This window comes from uncultured Tateyamaria sp. (genome assembly GCF_947496075.1).
Taxonomy (GTDB): Bacteria; Pseudomonadota; Alphaproteobacteria; order Rhodobacterales; family Rhodobacteraceae; genus Tateyamaria.
In genome coordinates, this window is sequence record NZ_CANMBJ010000006.1 from 713867 (window position 1) to 729471 (window position 15605).

At 55.1% G+C, this 15605-nt stretch carries 14 protein-coding genes; 7 read left to right on the forward strand and 7 right to left on the reverse strand.

Annotated elements, in window-relative coordinates; genetic code table 11:
* Positions 1-1240 precede the first annotated feature (1240 nt).
* Both Q1A51_RS22300 and Q1A51_RS22305 read left to right on the forward strand, forming a co-directional pair.
* On the forward strand, positions 1241-2938 hold the full coding sequence (locus Q1A51_RS22300) for an AMP-binding protein (protein ID WP_299602614.1): 1698 nt from the start codon (positions 1241-1243) through the stop codon (positions 2936-2938).
* A gap of 257 nt (positions 2939-3195) precedes the next feature.
* Complete coding sequence (locus Q1A51_RS22305; RefSeq protein ID WP_299602616.1) at positions 3196-3777, forward strand: hypothetical protein; 582 nt, start codon at positions 3196-3198, stop codon at positions 3775-3777.
* A 416-nt stretch (positions 3778-4193) separates the two neighbouring features.
* Here Q1A51_RS22305 and Q1A51_RS22310 read toward each other — a convergent pair whose 3' ends face one another.
* The 6 genes from Q1A51_RS22310 to Q1A51_RS22335 form a co-directional block, all read right to left on the reverse strand.
* A complete protein-coding gene (locus Q1A51_RS22310; protein ID WP_299602618.1) occupies positions 4194-5711 on the reverse strand; it encodes a hypothetical protein in 1518 nt (505 codons plus the stop codon).
* Positions 5712-6072: 361 nt separating this feature from the next.
* On the reverse strand, positions 6073-6534 hold the full coding sequence (locus Q1A51_RS22315; protein ID WP_299602619.1) for a hypothetical protein: 462 nt from the start codon (positions 6532-6534) through the stop codon (positions 6073-6075).
* A gap of 236 nt (positions 6535-6770) precedes the next feature.
* Positions 6771-7106, reverse strand: a complete 336-nt coding sequence (locus Q1A51_RS22320; RefSeq protein WP_299602620.1) for a metalloregulator ArsR/SmtB family transcription factor — start codon at positions 7104-7106, stop codon at positions 6771-6773.
* Positions 7103-7738 carry an SRPBCC family protein gene (locus Q1A51_RS22325; protein ID WP_299602621.1) on the reverse strand — a complete coding sequence of 212 codons (636 nt, stop codon included), beginning with the start codon at positions 7736-7738 and terminating at the stop codon, positions 7103-7105. Before Q1A51_RS22325 ends, Q1A51_RS22320 begins: the two co-directional genes overlap by 4 nt.
* A 298-nt stretch (positions 7739-8036) precedes the next feature.
* A complete protein-coding gene (locus tag Q1A51_RS22330) occupies positions 8037-8669 on the reverse strand; it encodes a TetR/AcrR family transcriptional regulator (RefSeq protein WP_299602624.1) in 633 nt (210 codons plus the stop codon).
* Positions 8662-9462 carry an SDR family NAD(P)-dependent oxidoreductase gene (locus Q1A51_RS22335; RefSeq protein ID WP_299602626.1) on the reverse strand — a complete coding sequence of 267 codons (801 nt, stop codon included), beginning with the start codon at positions 9460-9462 and terminating at the stop codon, positions 8662-8664. The genes Q1A51_RS22330 and Q1A51_RS22335 overlap by 8 nt, the downstream gene beginning before the upstream one ends.
* 80 nt (positions 9463-9542) lie before the next feature.
* On the opposite strand from Q1A51_RS22335, the gene Q1A51_RS22340 reads away from it, so the two are divergent.
* The 5 genes from Q1A51_RS22340 to Q1A51_RS22360 all read left to right on the forward strand — a co-directional run bounded on the left by Q1A51_RS22340 (position 9543) and on the right by Q1A51_RS22360 (position 12594).
* The gene (locus Q1A51_RS22340; RefSeq protein WP_299602628.1) at positions 9543-9872 is read left to right on the forward strand and encodes a hypothetical protein; all 330 of its coding nucleotides are present in this window, start codon (positions 9543-9545) and stop codon (positions 9870-9872) included.
* A gap of 17 nt (positions 9873-9889) precedes the next feature.
* Positions 9890-10573: a hypothetical protein gene (locus tag Q1A51_RS22345; protein WP_299602630.1), complete on the forward strand. Its 684-nt coding sequence runs from the start codon at positions 9890-9892 to the stop codon at positions 10571-10573.
* Positions 10574-10660: 87 nt separating this feature from the next.
* Positions 10661-11077, forward strand: coding sequence for a GFA family protein (locus tag Q1A51_RS22350; RefSeq protein WP_299671529.1), 417 nt, complete (start codon positions 10661-10663; stop codon positions 11075-11077).
* Between the two features lie 232 nt (positions 11078-11309).
* On the forward strand, positions 11310-11873 hold the full coding sequence (locus Q1A51_RS22355; protein ID WP_299602633.1) for a GNAT family N-acetyltransferase: 564 nt from the start codon (positions 11310-11312) through the stop codon (positions 11871-11873).
* Between the two features lie 166 nt (positions 11874-12039).
* On the forward strand, positions 12040-12594 hold the full coding sequence (locus Q1A51_RS22360; protein ID WP_299602634.1) for a hypothetical protein: 555 nt from the start codon (positions 12040-12042) through the stop codon (positions 12592-12594).
* A gap of 1785 nt (positions 12595-14379) precedes the next feature.
* Here Q1A51_RS22360 and Q1A51_RS22365 read toward each other — a convergent pair.
* Entirely contained in the window at positions 14380-15444 is a 1065-nt protein-coding gene (locus Q1A51_RS22365; RefSeq protein WP_299602636.1) for a hypothetical protein, read from the reverse strand.
* Positions 15445-15605: the final 161 nt, after the last annotated feature.

Below are 15605 nucleotides of genomic sequence, written 5' to 3' on the forward strand. Positions count from 1 at the left end.
AAGGGAAGGGCGGTCGTAGGCGGGTATCAAGTGAGCTGGAATAATGTTGTCAGAACAAACGATCCAGCAAGTCAAACGCCTCTATTTTTCTCGTTCACACCAATGGACGTTCGGGCACACGGCGTCACCGAAGCAAATTGGACAACGGAGGCCAGAAAGCAGAATTTACCCGTCGAGAGCGTAAAGCGGCTGTTTAACGAACCATACATTTACCCGAGCAAAGACGGTGGTGTTGCAAGTTGCACAGGGTTCGCCATACGAAAAGGTTTGTGTGGTCACTTAAAGAGCCTTTCAAACGCGGAAAGAGTGTCAATGGCACGCCAAGCATTGATGACGAGCAACACTTGCCGTTGGGTAGGATTTGATCAAGGCTACGATGCGACTATGAAGGCCAGAGCCGGAGCAGAGGCGAATACACTATGGGTCAAGGCTGCATGCGATTAGCCCGCGATGCAAGTGCCTATTCTGTGTGCTAGTTGTTCTGCGCAAATACGGTTCCCGATACGTTAGGAAAGTAATGAAACATACTAAATTACTGGGCATAATTCTTTGCTTCTCATTTGCTTGCTCAACCGCCTTTGCCGAAGTCACGTATCCGCCGAGCAATCGAACTCTTGATCTAACGATCAAAAAAGCTCCTACCAATACCATTTGCGCGGTGGCAAACGCACGTGGAAAGTCCAAAGTTACACATGGACGGCGAATTCGAATAAAGATCAAAGGGTACCCGGGGTCAGCAGACATTGTTTGTAAAATGCCTGACGGGCAAAGTATTATCCTGATGACCAACAAGTTTCTTTTCAAGAGATCCACACACAATTTGGTAACTGAAGGAGACGTTTCATCTGTGAAGTACAGTTTGAGCTTTCCGGCAGGCACCGGCTCGGCACTAACCGTTACCAAATTTGGAACATTCGATGTAATAGTCGCTGAAGACGCAATTCGGAACTATAACCGCGCGCAAAGCCGATAGCGGAATGCAGCGGGCGTCCAAGCTTTTGGTCTTGAACCAGGTTTGCGAAGTCCGTTTCTTGCGCTTTGCGCTCATTGTCAAAGCTAAATGCAGCGCTTTCGCTAAAGGCAGCTTTAATCCCCAAAGTGGTCATCACGATCGTTACGCGCTTCTTTGGTCAACCGTGAAGGCAGTCAATCCATGTGATGCCATGTCCCTATGACCGCCAAGGATTCTGCGTATACTCTCCGCAGACCACGCCACGGTGGTCCAAAAAAGGGGATACGGATGACGCAATCACTGGAACACCCATTTGGCACGCAGGCGGCGGACTTCGGTTTGGACAAGCTTGAGACCGGAACACTTGTCGAAGCACTGGACAGGGCGGCAGAAACCTATGCCGCAAAACCGGCACTCACCACCATCCTGCCCACCGGGGCAGAGACGACCGCCACCTATGCTCAGATCAAGGACCATGCGGAGGCGTTTGCTGTTTATCTGCGGGAAGAATTGGGGCTGTCGAGCGGGGACACCGTGGCGATCATGTCGCCCAACTGCATTGGCTTTTGCGTTGCATCACTTGGCGTCGTGAAAGCGGGGTGCGTAGGCACCAATGTGAACCCGCTCTACACTCCACACGAGCTTGAACATCAGCTGACCCACAGCAAGGCCAAGGCCATCGTCATCATCGACCTCTTTGGCAACAAGCTGGACGAGGTGGTGGCGCGCACGGGCGTGCAGCATGTCATCACTCTGTCCGTTGTCGACTTCTTTCCGGCGCTCAAGAAAACCCTGCTGAAATTCGTGCTGAAGCGGGTGCGCAAGGTGGTCCCGGCCATGACCACCCCGGCAGTGTCTTTGACCGAGGCGCTGGCCAAAGGCAGGGCGCGGATGTCTTCCGCAGATGTGTCGGCCTATACCCGGGAAGTTACTCCGGCGTCGCCCGCCCTTTATCAATACACCAGCGGCACGACGGGCCGGAGCAAAGGCGCGGTCCTGTCCCATCAGGCGATCCTGTCCAACGCCGAACAGGGGCGGCTGATGACAACCGGTATTTTGCAGGAGGGAAATGAGGTCGCGCTGGTTGCTCTACCCCTCTATCACATCACTGCGTTCAGCTTGATATTTGTCTCAGGCATGACAGTGGGTGCGCATGGCATTCTGGCACCCAGCCCGCGCCCACCCTCGAACCTCAAGGCAGCGTTCGAGAAGTACCGGATCACCTGGTTCACCGGGATCAACACACTGTTTGCGGCGCTGATGGCGGAACCTTGGTTCGACCGGTCCCTGTTCTCGGCCATCCGGTTCTGCGGCTCTGGCGGCGCGGCGCAGCAGACCGGGGTTGCGCAGAAGTGGCAGGAGTTGACCGGGGTCGAGATCCTGCAAGGTTATGGCATGACCGAAGTGTCGGGCATCCTGACCTTCAACCCGCCGGGATCAAACCGGCTTGGGATGGTGGGGGTGCCGGCCCCCGGCGCGCAGATCCGGATTGTGGATGACGCGGGCAACGATGTCCCCGCCGGGACACCGGGCGAAGTGATCGCGCGGAGCCCGGGCATGATGGACGGATACCTCGACAATCCGCAAGCCACGGCCGAGACGATCCAGGACGGGTGGTATTACTCGGGTGATATCGGGGTTTTGGATGACGACGGATACCTGGAGATCGTGGACCGCAAGAAGGACATGATCCTTGTGTCGGGCTTCAACGTGTCCCCGAACGAGATCGAGGACGCCATCTCGACCGTGCCGGGGGTGGTGCAAGTCGGGGTTATCGGGATCGAGGACGCCAAGACGGCCGAAGCCCCTGCTGCCTTCGTGGTACGGTCAGATGAGACGTTGAGCGAAGAGGATATTCTGGAGGCCTGCCGGGCGCGGTTGACCAACTACAAGGTGCCCAAGGTGGTGCGCTTTGTGGACGACGTGCCGGTGACGCTGTCGGGCAAGGTGCTGCGGCGGCAGTTGCGCGAGGATTATGCGGGCTGACATGAGCGCAGCAGGGATTTGTCCCCGCGGGGACACGCTGTTCGGTGCGGCCACGATGTTTTCATCGATCTGTGAAAGACGCGGGAGGTCAGAGGGTTAGACCTGCGCCCGGTGCGTTTTGGGGATTTTAACGGGTTGGGACGTAGCCTGCCCCTCGAAAGGGGGCGGTTTTCTGGATCGACAAAAGGGTCCGCCCCGGGGACGTCAAAATCTTGCCATGCTGCACCTGTATGCATCCGCGAAACCAGTGGGGGCACATGAGAAAAGCACGGCACATTTTGGGACCGTTGATCGCGGTCTTGGCAACCGGCGGGCCGTCGCAGACGTGGGCCGAAGAGACGTTCAGCCATGCGGAGATCGCAGCACAGTATTGTCCGGCAGAATGGTCGGCGCTTGCGACATTGCAGCCAGACGCGTGGGCGGCGTTCGGAACGGTTGAAGATGACCCCGATGTCGATCCTGCCCACACCAAAGCGTTCAACAAGTACACGGCGGCGGCGATAGCGCTTGCCGACTACTTTGGGTCGTTCATCGGGCTGCCGAATGCTGTTGCGCAGGACCCGGATTCTTTTGACGTGACGCGTGCAAAATTCGCTTTGACGCAGTGCCTGATGCCAACGGTGTACGACCGTGGGGTGGTCATGGCGTTTTCGCGACTTGCGGAACCCGGAATACCGGATGATGCGCTACACAAGGCGTTGTTCGAGGGTTTTGATTTGTACGAGTGCATGCGCGTTCCGGAAGCGAGCGAGCAGATTTTTGCGCTTGATCCGATGAGTGCGTCTTTTGCTGATGACCATCAAGCGTTCATGTTGGCGGTCATGGAGCCGTGCACCTAGCACTGGCAACGTCCGGCACCTTCGGCTTGGTTACGGACGGGGTTGGATGACCGCGTTAGCCAGAAGTGGACGTCGTTGGAATGGCCCATACGTTAGATCTGCGGGACGAAACCGCGTTCATTCAGATCACTGACCAGACCGGAATCAAGCCGAAGGCGCCGGTCCAACACAAGCCCGTCCCGGCGGGCTGGTGTTTTGATGCCTGTGCCGAGCAGAATTTCTGTGGAATGTGCTTGGTGACTATTAAGCGTTACCGAATGTGCGGTGCGACACCACCCCACGGGCTTGTGTTGGGCAGCTCAAGGTCGGCTCTGCGGGACGGAGCAGACTTTCGCCGTAGATGCACCAATGTCGGCTTTGGGGTATATGGCCAAACGGTCATTTGGCCAAGTGACAGGGTCGTGCGAGGCTTGTCACTAGCACTCGGCGCGCAGCAATTTTAGATGCCCCTCCTTTTCCGAAAATAGGATGGACTTACCATCAGGCAGCGCACCGTATACTTCTATTGCTGAATGAGACTGCATGATCAAGGCAGCCTCGCCGGTAGGGTTTAGGGAATAGATACCCGTCTTCCAGCCAAAGAAGCCTATGCTAAGCCCACCGCATCCCAAATCGAAGACCTTATCATTCGATCCAAACCCGGCTTTTGTCCGCGGGGCCAAGACTTCGGTAAGCGTGTCGTCTCGACCTAGAAGGAATAGTCCGTTGGTTGCAGCAACGTAGAGCGCGTGATTGGTTGCAAGAAAGTGAGGGAGATTCCCAACAATGCCCAACCACTCGGCGGGCAGGAGTGACACCTGTCCATCTGAATAGTACGCGAAGCCGTTTTCATGCAGAAAGTAGAGCCGGTCTGTCCCGGGCATGGCAGCGAAACGATACTGATAGCTAATCGAGTTTTCATCATAGATCAGGAGCAACGGACGCAGGTCCGGAAACGTTTGCGGCACATCAGAGTTGGGAGGGACGCGGACGAATTTGGGCGTTCGCTCTTCGACTTCTTCATGATTCTCAGCATAAAGCAGATGGCGGTGCCTAAACCCAAGCCACCCCACTACTTCGCCAGAATTGCCAACTTCATTCCATTGGCCAGCCAACGAAGGCAGCATCGCTGTTGGGTAACCGTCTGAAACTCGATATTGCGTTAGACCAAGCTGGTTTTCCGAGATGACCTTTAAGAGTGTACCGTCGGGGCTAAGAATGTCCTGAGACCCACGTTGGAATAGGCCCCAATCCGGATCCCACGAACGCGTTTCAATTTCATTTAAGCGATGCCATTCTGGATCGCCTGTTCGATAGAACCAGATGTCAGTGGCCGAAGCGGTGAAGTACCCATCAAGCGCCGTCGAATACCATGGCAAGAATTCGCCTTGTCGCGTTTGTCCTTTTTCTGGGATTGGTGATGAAACGAAACTTTCGCCGTCGAATACCAGAAGCGCCCCCTCCTTTGATCTCTTGGCAAAAACTATGTCGGCGCCTTCAAGGTGATCGCTCCAGTACAGGTCAACGGCGTCTGGTATGAGCGCAAAAGCATCCCCACCTTGTGGTTTGATAAAGCGGAGATGATTTGCGCTCGGGCCTCCAATCACCGTTCCATCCGGAAGACCAACAGTCTCGCTGAGAAGGTTTGCTCGCGGAAAGTCGGGAGTCCACTCGCGCAACCGTGCATCTTCGAGGAACCAACTTTTCTTTGTTCCTCTGATGTTGATCAAAGGGACGTCCAAGCCCTCAAATATATGGAAGCCTTGACCCGAGATGCGCTGCCACGCTTGTCCAGGTCGTTGAAGATCAGCAATCGCGCTAACATCGACCTCTTGTATTGAGACGTCAGCCTTAGCGGAGGAAAACAAGCTCAATACTACAGAAACCGTAATTCCCAAAATAGGTGTTCGGTAACTCATCAAGTTTTTAAACCAGTGTTTGTTGATCGAACCCATGTGTACTTTGCTAAGGGGTAGCGTTCAATCCATGCCAATAGCCCACTGTCAAAGCTAATAGTGCATGAATGATCGTTTTTGGCAACGACGCTTCGAGCGGCACAGCTATTGAACAACTCCATGCCACAAACCCATGGCAGAATCTTGTTTGATCTTGTCACGTTTTTGGCCGGACCCTGAAGAGCGGACGTTGGTGCGATGCGCAGCATCGGTCAAAGTGGGCTCAAACCGATCATCCGATGGTTCCGATCAACCTTTCAAGCGCGTTTTGGTCGCCCGGATCTCGGTCATGCGGACGAAGCGCCAAGTCGCGGCGGCAGCGCCGATGTCTGATCTCACCGGGACACAGAACAATCCGGTCCTAACCTAACATAAGCCGATCAGCGAGACTTGGGATGGAGCGGTGTGCTCCAAGTTCCTTGAGAACCCCATCTTCATGCGCCATGAATTGGGCGACTACATCCTTCTTGGCGAAAAGAATGGTGTTGAACATCTCTTTCCGCGCGGCGGCGTTTGGAAACGGTTCTGACTGATGCGTATCGTGCATCGCTGCAAACAAAAGATAAAAGCGTTCCTTGTCGGTTTGAAGCACATGCAGGTGCGCATCGGTAATTTCAAATTCAAAGGACATGGTTGCTAAGCCAGACGCAACAGGAAAGTGGTAAAGGAGCATGCCATTCTTTCCAACAACACCGGCGCACCAAGCTTCTTTGCCCTTGCCCATCGTCGGGATGAATTCCTCACTGGTCACGATTATTTCTCGTTTCTTTCTAAACGCTTCAAACCGATACCAGACATTGAGGCGCACTGCAGCATATGTCACAATGGGCTCGTTGCCGTCGTTGGGTCTGATGCAGCATCCTATTCACGGACACGGATCTCAGCGATGAGTACGGCCCAAAGCAGACTTCCAGCGTCGACCGTCGGTTCTGCGTTGCGGCCCGTCATTCCAGACATTCGCTGCCCTTGCGAAATCAGGGGGCAGCCGAACGCACAGTCTGCGGACTTTGCGGCCGTTCGCCATGGCGCTTTCAGTGGCCGCTTTTGAGCCGACAACAGCTACTTTGCCGTAAGGGAACGCTTGCCTCGCTCAACCTCGGTCGCAAGAGATTCCATCTTGGAGCCCCAATAGCGACGAAGCTGATCAAGCCATGTCTGCACATCCTCGAAGCCTGCTGGATCAATCGAATAGCACCGTTTCGCACCTTCTTTGCGCACCTTTGCAAATCCAGCATCGCGCAAGATACGAAGGTGCTGTGAAACTGCTGATTGCGAAATGCCAAATTCGGCTTGGATGACCATGACGATTTCACCTGATGCGTGCTCCTTCTGGGATATCAGTTCCAGCGTTCGTCGCCGAACGGGGTCCGAGAGAATATCGAAAGCGTGCATCATTCTTCCCCGGTGTAGAAATTTGCGGTGCGAGCGGCAATTTCCATTGTGATCTTCATAGGCGTGCCATCCTCAGCATGGGCTTTCCCCCAAGCCTCGGACCAGGAACGCAACCTGCTCTTGCCGTCTTCTCCCTCTGCCCATGCTTGACCCGCCTCAATCACACTTTGGCCGTTCGTTTGCACATGGCCGTCCAGACCCAGCATTGCCATTTCCCAGCCAACACCTGTTGCGCCGGGACCGTATTTTTGCCAATGCGCTTCGCTTTCCTCGTCAGTGGGAAGTTCGTGTTCTAGCGTCAGCAGCGCGCCGTCCTCAACATCTTGGATCGTCGCAGTGACCCAACTCTTGTTTCCGCCAAACTCCCAAGTGAGGGCCAAGGTATGCGGCGGATCGCAGGAGATGATGTCACCGTCTGCGTTGCCCTCGATGGAAAACCGTCCACCGAGTTTGAAATCGCCGGAGACGTTACCGAACCAGCGTTCTATCCGCTGTTTTTCGGTGATCGCAGTCCATAGGTCGGCCTGACTGGTCGGGTAGGTGCGAGAGGCGCGAACCATGTGCGTGAGGCGGCCTTCGCGCTCACCTTTGCCGACCTCGCGAATGTCAGCACCAAACGCTCTTTCGAAATCCACGATCATACTCTCCAGACAGTTATATATTAGCTAGGGCTAATATAATATTTCCCTAATATGATCAAGTTGGCGCTCATCAGAGCCGACACTCATGCGCTATGCAGCATCCGGTAAAGTGGGCTCGCAGTCAGATTTTGCTGCACTTCGCTTGAACGGCTCACGTCAGACGATTGTGACCTTTCAAATGAGACGCGGCTAAGATCTGTGTCGGCTGACTGCATTTCCGTCCGGAAGGCAGCTCAGCAATCAAAACATTCGCAACAGTGGCGAAAGACTTGTCCAAGTCTCTTGTGCGAGCTTAAGCCTTGCCATTGCTGGACTCCGCATCAAGGGCTCCCAACGCCATACTCAAACGCCGCATCATGCGATCCATCGTGTCGGCCTTGTCCTGATCAGTAAGCGGCAGGGTCTTTGCCACGTCCGAATTCAGAATGCTGCAGCAACCGTGCAGGGTCGCCCAGATGAACATGGCGTCATGTTTAGCGGGTTGATCAAGGCCGTCCCGGAGATCGCTCAGAGGAATAGTCTGAAGCCGATCATGCAGAATGGAAAACGACCGTTGTGACTTTGCCAGCATTTTCGGGTGGTCGTCGATGTCCGGCAGGGCGGTGTTGAACATGAGCCGGTATTGCAACGGGTGCGTCATGGCGAACTCAAGATAGGCGCGCCCCATGAAGCCCAGGTCCTCGAACCCATTTTCGCTGCGCGGGCGCGCCTCTAGATGAGTCGCGAAGGATTCGAAACTCCGCGCGACTACCTCAGCCAGGATGTGATCGCGGGACGCAAAGTGCTTGTAGGGTGCTTGGTGCGACACACCCAATCGCTTGGCGATGGCACGCAAGCTGAGCGCCTCGACACCGGCCTCGGCGATCACTTTGAAGGCTTCGGACACAACCTGATCCTTTAGCGGCCTGGTGTCCGGTTTAGCCATCGCGGTGTTTCGTCATGCCCCTCATCACCTGGCCGAGTATCCGGCTTCGCAGGGCGCGTGGCAAGGTGCCAAGCCCATAGCCCAAAAGTTTTGACTGGGTGCCGGGACGGACCGTGCTGCGACGACCAAGGGCCGCCAGCGTCTCGTGGGCGATTGTGGCCGGTTCCGCAGCCCCGGACATTGCCATGTCCGCGCGTCTGGCAAACCCCGTTGCCACGGGTCCCGGTGCGCTCGCCAGCACATCGACGTCATCTGGTTTCAGTTCCAGGGCCAAGCCTTCCGCAAGCGACTGCACATAGGCTTTCGTCGCGGCGTAATTCGCTGAGTGCGGCACGCCCTGAAAGCCGACGATGGAGCTCATCAGGATCAGGCCACCCCGCCCTCGCGCCCGCATTTGTCGCGCCAGTGGGTGGGCCAACGCGGTCAGCGCGCGGCAGTTGACGTCAATCATGGAAAGTTCGTCATCAAACGGAAGGTCGCAGAAAGCGCCCGCGCTGCCGAACCCAGCAGCACCGAAGTAGAGACCAACTTCAGTGCTCTCGGTTTCATCGATGACAGCGCGGATGCCCTCAGGCGTGCCGAGGTCAGCGGCGATCACCCGAACATTGACCCCATGCGCCGCGCAAGACTTCGCTTTCTCTTCCAGCTTTTCGTGCCGACGCCCAACCAACAGCACGTTGAGCCCAAGTTCCGCGATCTGGTCAGCCGCTGCCGCACCGATCCCGTCGCTTGCCCCGGTCACAAGCGCCCATGGTCCGTATTTGCGCTGGAACGTCTCTTTGTCGATGTTCATCACGATCTCCGCCAGGTTGACAGCGTCTACTGAATGCGTGATATGGTAGACGCTGTCAACCCATTCAGAGCGAAGCTGCCATGTACGTTTCAATCACCGGCCTCAAGCTCAAGCGTTTCTGGCACGCGCCTTTGTTCTGGCGGCACGCCACTGCTGCGATGGTGCAAGCGCGGTCAGCTGATGGATGCCTGAGGTCCGATGCCCGCACCATGTCCGGCATTCACCACACGCGGAGTGTCTGGCGCGATCGGCAGGCGATGGAGGCCTATCTCCGCGCGGGCGCGCACCTACAAGCCATGCGCGTCTTTCCGAAGATCGCCACCGGCAAGACCTATGGCTACGAGACCACTGTCATTCCCGACTGGGACCAAGTGCATCGCCTGTGGACGGAAAAGGGCCGCGAGGTCTGAACAAAAGGACCACCCATATGTTCTCCCCGATTTCAGAAGCCATCGTTCTATTCTCTGTTCCCGCCGTGTATTGGCACCTTCTATGGGTAATGACGGCGGGAGGTGCGACGGTAAGGGCCCGCATTGTCATGTCCGCCCTTGTGATCCTTTGGACAGCGATCGCCTACACGCACGTCCGCTACGGCTTCGGGGTTGCGGTTATCGGGGAAAGCCCTGCCGTGCCTGCCGTGGTCCTCGCCGTCGTTGCGCTACTGGCCTTTCTCTTACGCAATGTGGTTCTTGGCGACGGGGTGCCGCAGCGGCTGTTGATTGCGCTTCAGCTCTTTCGACCCATCGGTCTGGTCTTCGTGCTGGAAAACGCACGCGGCACGTTACCCTGGACATTTGCGCAACCCGCTGGATGGGGCGACCTGTTGGCTGGGATCGTCGCCGCAGGTGTTCTGATCCGGTACTGGGATCAGACAATCCCGACCCGCGCAATTATCCTTGTGGCGGTGGTCGGGCTGCTTGATTTCGCATCCGCGTTCTTCTTCGGTTTCACAAGTGCGGCCTCGCCGCTTCAACTGTTCGCCTTCGACAATCCGAACCGCGTGATCGAATACCCGTTAGGGCTGATACCAGTCTTTCTTGTACCCTATGCTGTGGCGGCGCACATCTGGTCGCTTGCCCAGCTTGCCCGCGACAGACGGGCGGCGCGATGACATCGGCCTCGAATGTGGCAAAAGACCAGCGCTCTCCCCGACCGAGATACGGTGGACCAAGCGGGAGTTTGATAAGGAGAACGAATGATGACTGACGAATTGGAAGGCGGATGCTTTTGCGGTGCGATCCGATACACCGTGACCTCGAAACCACGCCTGAAAGCGCAGTGTCATTGCCGTGCCTGCCAGTACTTTTCCGGTGGCGGGCCAAATTACTATATGCTGGTGAGCCCGGAGAGCTTGACCCTCTCAGGCGATGCACCAGGCACCTACCGCAACCCCGACAAGCCCGATGCCGTCACGCGAATGTTCTGCAAAACTTGCGGTACGCATCTCACGACGGAACGGCCCGGTCTTAAGGAGCGCGTGCTCAAGGTTGGGACTCTGGACGACCCAAGTGCCTTTCGCGGACCCAAAATCGCGATCTTCTGCGAGGAAAAGCAAGATTGGCACGTCATTCCCGAGGGTCTGCCAACGTTCGACACGTTGCCATCAAATACCTGAATTTGTGCGCGACATCAGCTGGACCAAGTCGTTCGCATAAGCCAACCTACGTACTAATTAGAGGGTCTGCCAACGTGGGCTTGCTGTCGACCTCAGCCGGTGGCTAGGGTGATGACGTCAACGCGGGATGGAACGGCCGTTTCGGATAGACTTGCAAGCACCGCATTGAGCGGTTTCTCTAGCCGAACGTGGCGACTAAGCTCGACCCACCGAAGAAACGAAGAGAACTCTTTTGATCGACTACGAAACCAGATCGCTCAGCGCGGATACATGGGATGATTTCGCCAACCTCGTCGAAGAAAACAACGGCGTGTGGGGAGGCTGCTGGTGCCTATGGTACCACGGCAAGGAGGGAGAAAAGGCGTCTTCGGAAGAAAAGCGCGCGATGAAAAAGGCCCGAGTTGCGTCGGGTGAGGCTCATGCGGCTCTGGTCTATCACGATGGTAAGTGCGTGGGCTGGTGCCAGTTTGGACCGCCCAAAGAACTTCCCCGTCTTCACAATGCCCGAGCGTATCAAAAGGAACTTGCAGCCCTACCCGACTGGCGCATCACTTGCTTTTTCTCGGGGAAAGGCCACCGGGGCGGTGGTGTGGCTTCTGCCGCACTTGCCGGAGCCGTTTCGCAGATCAAGGCACTTGGCGGAGGACGGATCGAGGGCTACCCCGAAGACATCGCAGGACGCAAGGCAACGGCTGCATTTCTCTTCAACGGCGCGCTGCATATGTTTGATCGGCTAGGATTTGAGCGAACCCGCAAAATCGGCAAACACAAGTGGGTCGTCACTCTCAATCTTTAGTGCCCTAGTTCGATTGTTTCTTGCAGCTCAGTTTATCAACCGACACGTCAGCAATGCGGACAAACTGAGAGTTCGCTGCGGTTGCTCCGAGGTCTGCTTGGCGCGATCATATCTCTGGACCGCGAGAAACCTTTCGGGTGCTCAAGAACCCAAGTAAGATGACCGCATGTGTTTCTTCATTTCAATTGTCGTGAAGGGTGGCGATGCCAAATCGATCGACGTAGCACTTCGCAGAAACGGTCGGCGCGCGAAACCATTGGAAAACGCCTCGCTGCGCAAAGCGCTACAATCTGACGAACATCACTTCCTTACAACGGTTGGACATTGCGACTGTGGAACAGTCCTCTCTCCAGGATTGCATTCTACAGAAAAACAGAACAGCCAAAGGTCAAAACATGTTGCCAAGCTTAGGAAAAAAGGCTGGTCGGCAACGAAGATAGACAGATGGATTATCGACCGAATGAAAGCAGAAGACCGCGCTGAACAACAGCATCAACTCAATGCACCGGACACTTTCGAATTATGGACGAACGTCATTTACGACGTGATTGCAATAAACGGTGTGCGTCAAGCTGGCATACTACTGCACTTTTATTCTGGCCACTTTGAGGATGAGGAGATTGATCCGGTGCGGAAGTCGGTTTCGGTTGACGACTTCGCGGACCGGCTTCGCAACATCAAAGAGGACCAACTGCTCATCGCTGTGCCGACCTCCATCTGAATTGCGGCCATTCGCGCAAAGCGCGGCACTTGGGACTTTGGGTTCTCTGCTGACATCTGACGGTTTTGGTCGGTTGACCGGTGCCAGCCCTAAGGAGACATTGGATTTCCGCACGTCGGGCGGAAACCAGACTTTCGCTGCAGAAGCAAACGAGCCACGACGAAGTTTGGAAAAGCGGACACTTGTGACTCATTGGGCCTGGGCAACTAAGCTATGCTGATCTTCGAGGGCGTTAGGGTGGTTGGGATATGGTTGCACATGCCACCGAGACGTTATTGTGCAACTGCGCGACGTCAGAAATGGACTCCAACTCCGTTGCAGCATCATCTCGCATAAGTTTCTCTTGTGCAAGTTACTCAGATGCGAAGCGATCAGGGTTTCATTCTCTGTGAGTCTCAACCAGAAATCTTCGCGTTGACCAATGAATTGGTTGAATGCTGGACAACCACCGGCGAACAATTTGTTCGCAGCTTTTGACGGTTCGTCGCAACAACGCATGACGGGCAAGGATTCAAAGTTGTGCTGAAAGGAAATGAGACCCAGCATTCCGGTTCGACCTCGTAAATCGTTCGCCGTTTGAGGGTTGGCTTCGGGCTAGCAGTTATGCTTGTTATTGAGTGCTTTCCTCTTCCCCTGCCTCAGCCGTTCTACTGCCGGTCACTGCGTCATTTGTAGTTCACTGACGAGCCGTAATTTGGGGCTCCTTCGGCCTTCGAAACTGGACGCCCAAGCCTCTACGTCTCGAGACATCAAGATAAAGGCGGAAGCGGCGTTTGGGCCCGATGTTACAGCCAATTTGTAAGCGATATCTTCGAGTAGTCGCGCAACGGCCCTTAATTCCGAAGTTGCTGCAACCGAGGCGCAGGGCTGTCGATTGTCTCCTGAGCGAGTGTCAGTATTCATGATTATTCGTCCCCAAAACCTATGCTTGAAAATTTATCGTCAGTTGACGCTGCCGTCAGTTGCCCAAAGCAATAGGATGCTGCAAATGAACGAGAGGAAAACGCGCCGTTCATGTACCGTTAATGTTCCAATCCATAGGCCCGGTTTGAGTTTGCGTCAGGTTGGGTTCTGCTGATCTCTGACCTGATCATCAAGGTAACCCTGTAATCATCGGTACACCGCTGCTGACATCCAGTTCCACAAACTGCGCGATGCAACCATCGTTACAACACGTTTCATCCTGGCATTCATTGGCTTGGTATTTCCATTGAGCCCGAAGATGAACCGAAGATGAACAAGACGTTCTCATCAAGTTCAAATCAAATGAGGCATAAAAGTGTCAGAAAAAGAATCGATGGCTAAAACCATCGAGTTAGTAATAGGGGAAGTTGTGTGTCGGATCAGGTCGAAAACCCACTCACGGAGTCGCAAAAGTTCGTTGTACTGAAGTTTCGCACGAAAATCACCAAGGACAAGCCGCAAAGCCTTGGCAGATCAAGTGGGCGATTTGAGGACGTCGAACAGGTTCTTGAAGATATTTTCAATAACAAGAATTTGCGTAGCGCTTGATAAGAATTCAGCTCGTCTAGAAAGGAGCCGCTCAATTTGAGCGGCTCCTTTTTTTACCGGCGGTGTTCGTGCATCGCTGCGGCACGAAGTGATTATCCAAAAACATGAATATAATCGAACCTCATAGGCAATTCGGGCCGCCAACCGTTCTAGTGTGACATTAAACTTAAAAAAACTGCCAAACGTGAAATGGGCGAGATGGATCATCATCCCGCCCTTGTCTTACTGGTCAGCGTGCGTGGGCCCGGTCGTAGACCAAGCCTATTGCCAATACTACAAACCGAGGATGGACCTGACGGCCGCTTCAACCTGATCGGTTACAGGCTTGTTCGCAGCGTCCTCTAAGGCAGCGCGTGCAACCGTGTCCTGCTCATCAACCTGACCCGTCAGCGCTTCAACTTCGCTCACCGCTTGCTGATATTGCTCGGCGGTCTGTTGCTCTTCCGCCAGAGAGTCTGCGGTCGCTTGTGCCGCATCCAGATCTGCCCGTGCACTTGCCAGTTCGCTTTCAATTTGCGGATCCGTTCCACCAGCCTCTACAAGTGCGGCCTCAAGCTCGGATACTCGTTCGCTGATTTGCGCCGCTTCGGCATCTGCAAATTCACGTGCGGCCTCGATTTCCGCCAAAGGGCGTTCCGGCGGTGTTAAACCCGCCAGTTCATCTTTCTTTTCGTCCAGTGCATCACGAAGAAGGTTCAACACGATTGAAGCGTTTCGGAAATCGGCAATCTTTCCCACTCGGGAGTTGGGGGACGCATTAGCGAATGCATTCTGATTGGCGTTCGCCGCGTTCAAGGCGCCCAGTTCAGAAGGATGAACTCCGAGAAGAGCGGCCATTCTGTTGGCTTTCGTTCTTGGGGCCGCCTTGGGCTTTATCGACTTGACAGGTGCTGAAACGCGCACCGCTCTTTTCGGAGCATTGGACGTCTTCGCCGGCTTTGATATTGTTCTTTCGATCCGTTTGGTTTTAGGATCTTTTTGGCCTTCGAACAGTTTCTTTAGCGAGAAACGGGTGCGCTTTTGTTGACCAGCTTTATGCCCACTGCGCGTTGCTGACTTTGCACTCTTGCCTTTATCGGCGGACGCTCCGGAACCTTTGCCGTTGCTGCCACCGTGACCCTTGCCACCATCATTATCGTTGCCGTTTCCGCCACCGTTACCACCACCTTTGCCGCCGCCATTGCCACCGCCGTTACCGCCACCACCTTTGCCGTTTTTGGCAAGTGCAATATCTGGGGTGGTTAGTGCCACTACGATCGCGGTTGTTCCTACCAACGCAGCGGACATTGAAATTGAGAGTGAGAGTGCTCTGAGCACCTTTCCAAATTCGACCTTCATGTGAGGCACCTATGATCTGTTTGGTCACTCGGTGACCACGGTTTCATATCGCAGTTTCGAACGGCGCGTTTGGGAATGAGTCGCGCATTTGCAACAATCAGTCTGCACATAGGTTGTGAACCTGGCTGAAATCGGTTGTTCACCGAGCATTCATCTTGCAT

What these genes read in the sequence shown, in the direction of transcription:
- Q1A51_RS22300 (WP_299602614.1), top strand. Translation starts at nt 1,241, where the DNA reads ATGACGCAATCACTGGAACACCCATTTGGCACGCAGGCGGCGGACTTC.
- Q1A51_RS22305 (WP_299602616.1), top strand. Translation starts at nt 3,196, where the DNA reads ATGAGAAAAGCACGGCACATTTTGGGACCGTTGATCGCGGTCTTGGCA.
- Q1A51_RS22310 (WP_299602618.1), bottom strand. Translation starts at nt 5,711, where the DNA reads ATGGGTTCGATCAACAAACACTGGTTTAAAAACTTGATGAGTTACCGA.
- Q1A51_RS22320 (WP_299602620.1), bottom strand. Translation starts at nt 7,106, where the DNA reads ATGATGCACGCTTTCGATATTCTCTCGGACCCCGTTCGGCGACGAACG.
- Q1A51_RS22330 (WP_299602624.1), bottom strand. Translation starts at nt 8,669, where the DNA reads ATGGCTAAACCGGACACCAGGCCGCTAAAGGATCAGGTTGTGTCCGAA.
- Q1A51_RS22335 (WP_299602626.1), bottom strand. Translation starts at nt 9,462, where the DNA reads ATGAACATCGACAAAGAGACGTTCCAGCGCAAATACGGACCATGGGCG.
- Q1A51_RS22340 (WP_299602628.1), top strand. Translation starts at nt 9,543, where the DNA reads ATGTACGTTTCAATCACCGGCCTCAAGCTCAAGCGTTTCTGGCACGCG.
- Q1A51_RS22345 (WP_299602630.1), top strand. Translation starts at nt 9,890, where the DNA reads ATGTTCTCCCCGATTTCAGAAGCCATCGTTCTATTCTCTGTTCCCGCC.
- Q1A51_RS22350 (WP_299671529.1), top strand. Translation starts at nt 10,661, where the DNA reads ATGACTGACGAATTGGAAGGCGGATGCTTTTGCGGTGCGATCCGATAC.
- Q1A51_RS22360 (WP_299602634.1), top strand. Translation starts at nt 12,040, where the DNA reads ATGTGTTTCTTCATTTCAATTGTCGTGAAGGGTGGCGATGCCAAATCG.
- Q1A51_RS22365 (WP_299602636.1), bottom strand. Translation starts at nt 15,444, where the DNA reads ATGAAGGTCGAATTTGGAAAGGTGCTCAGAGCACTCTCACTCTCAATT.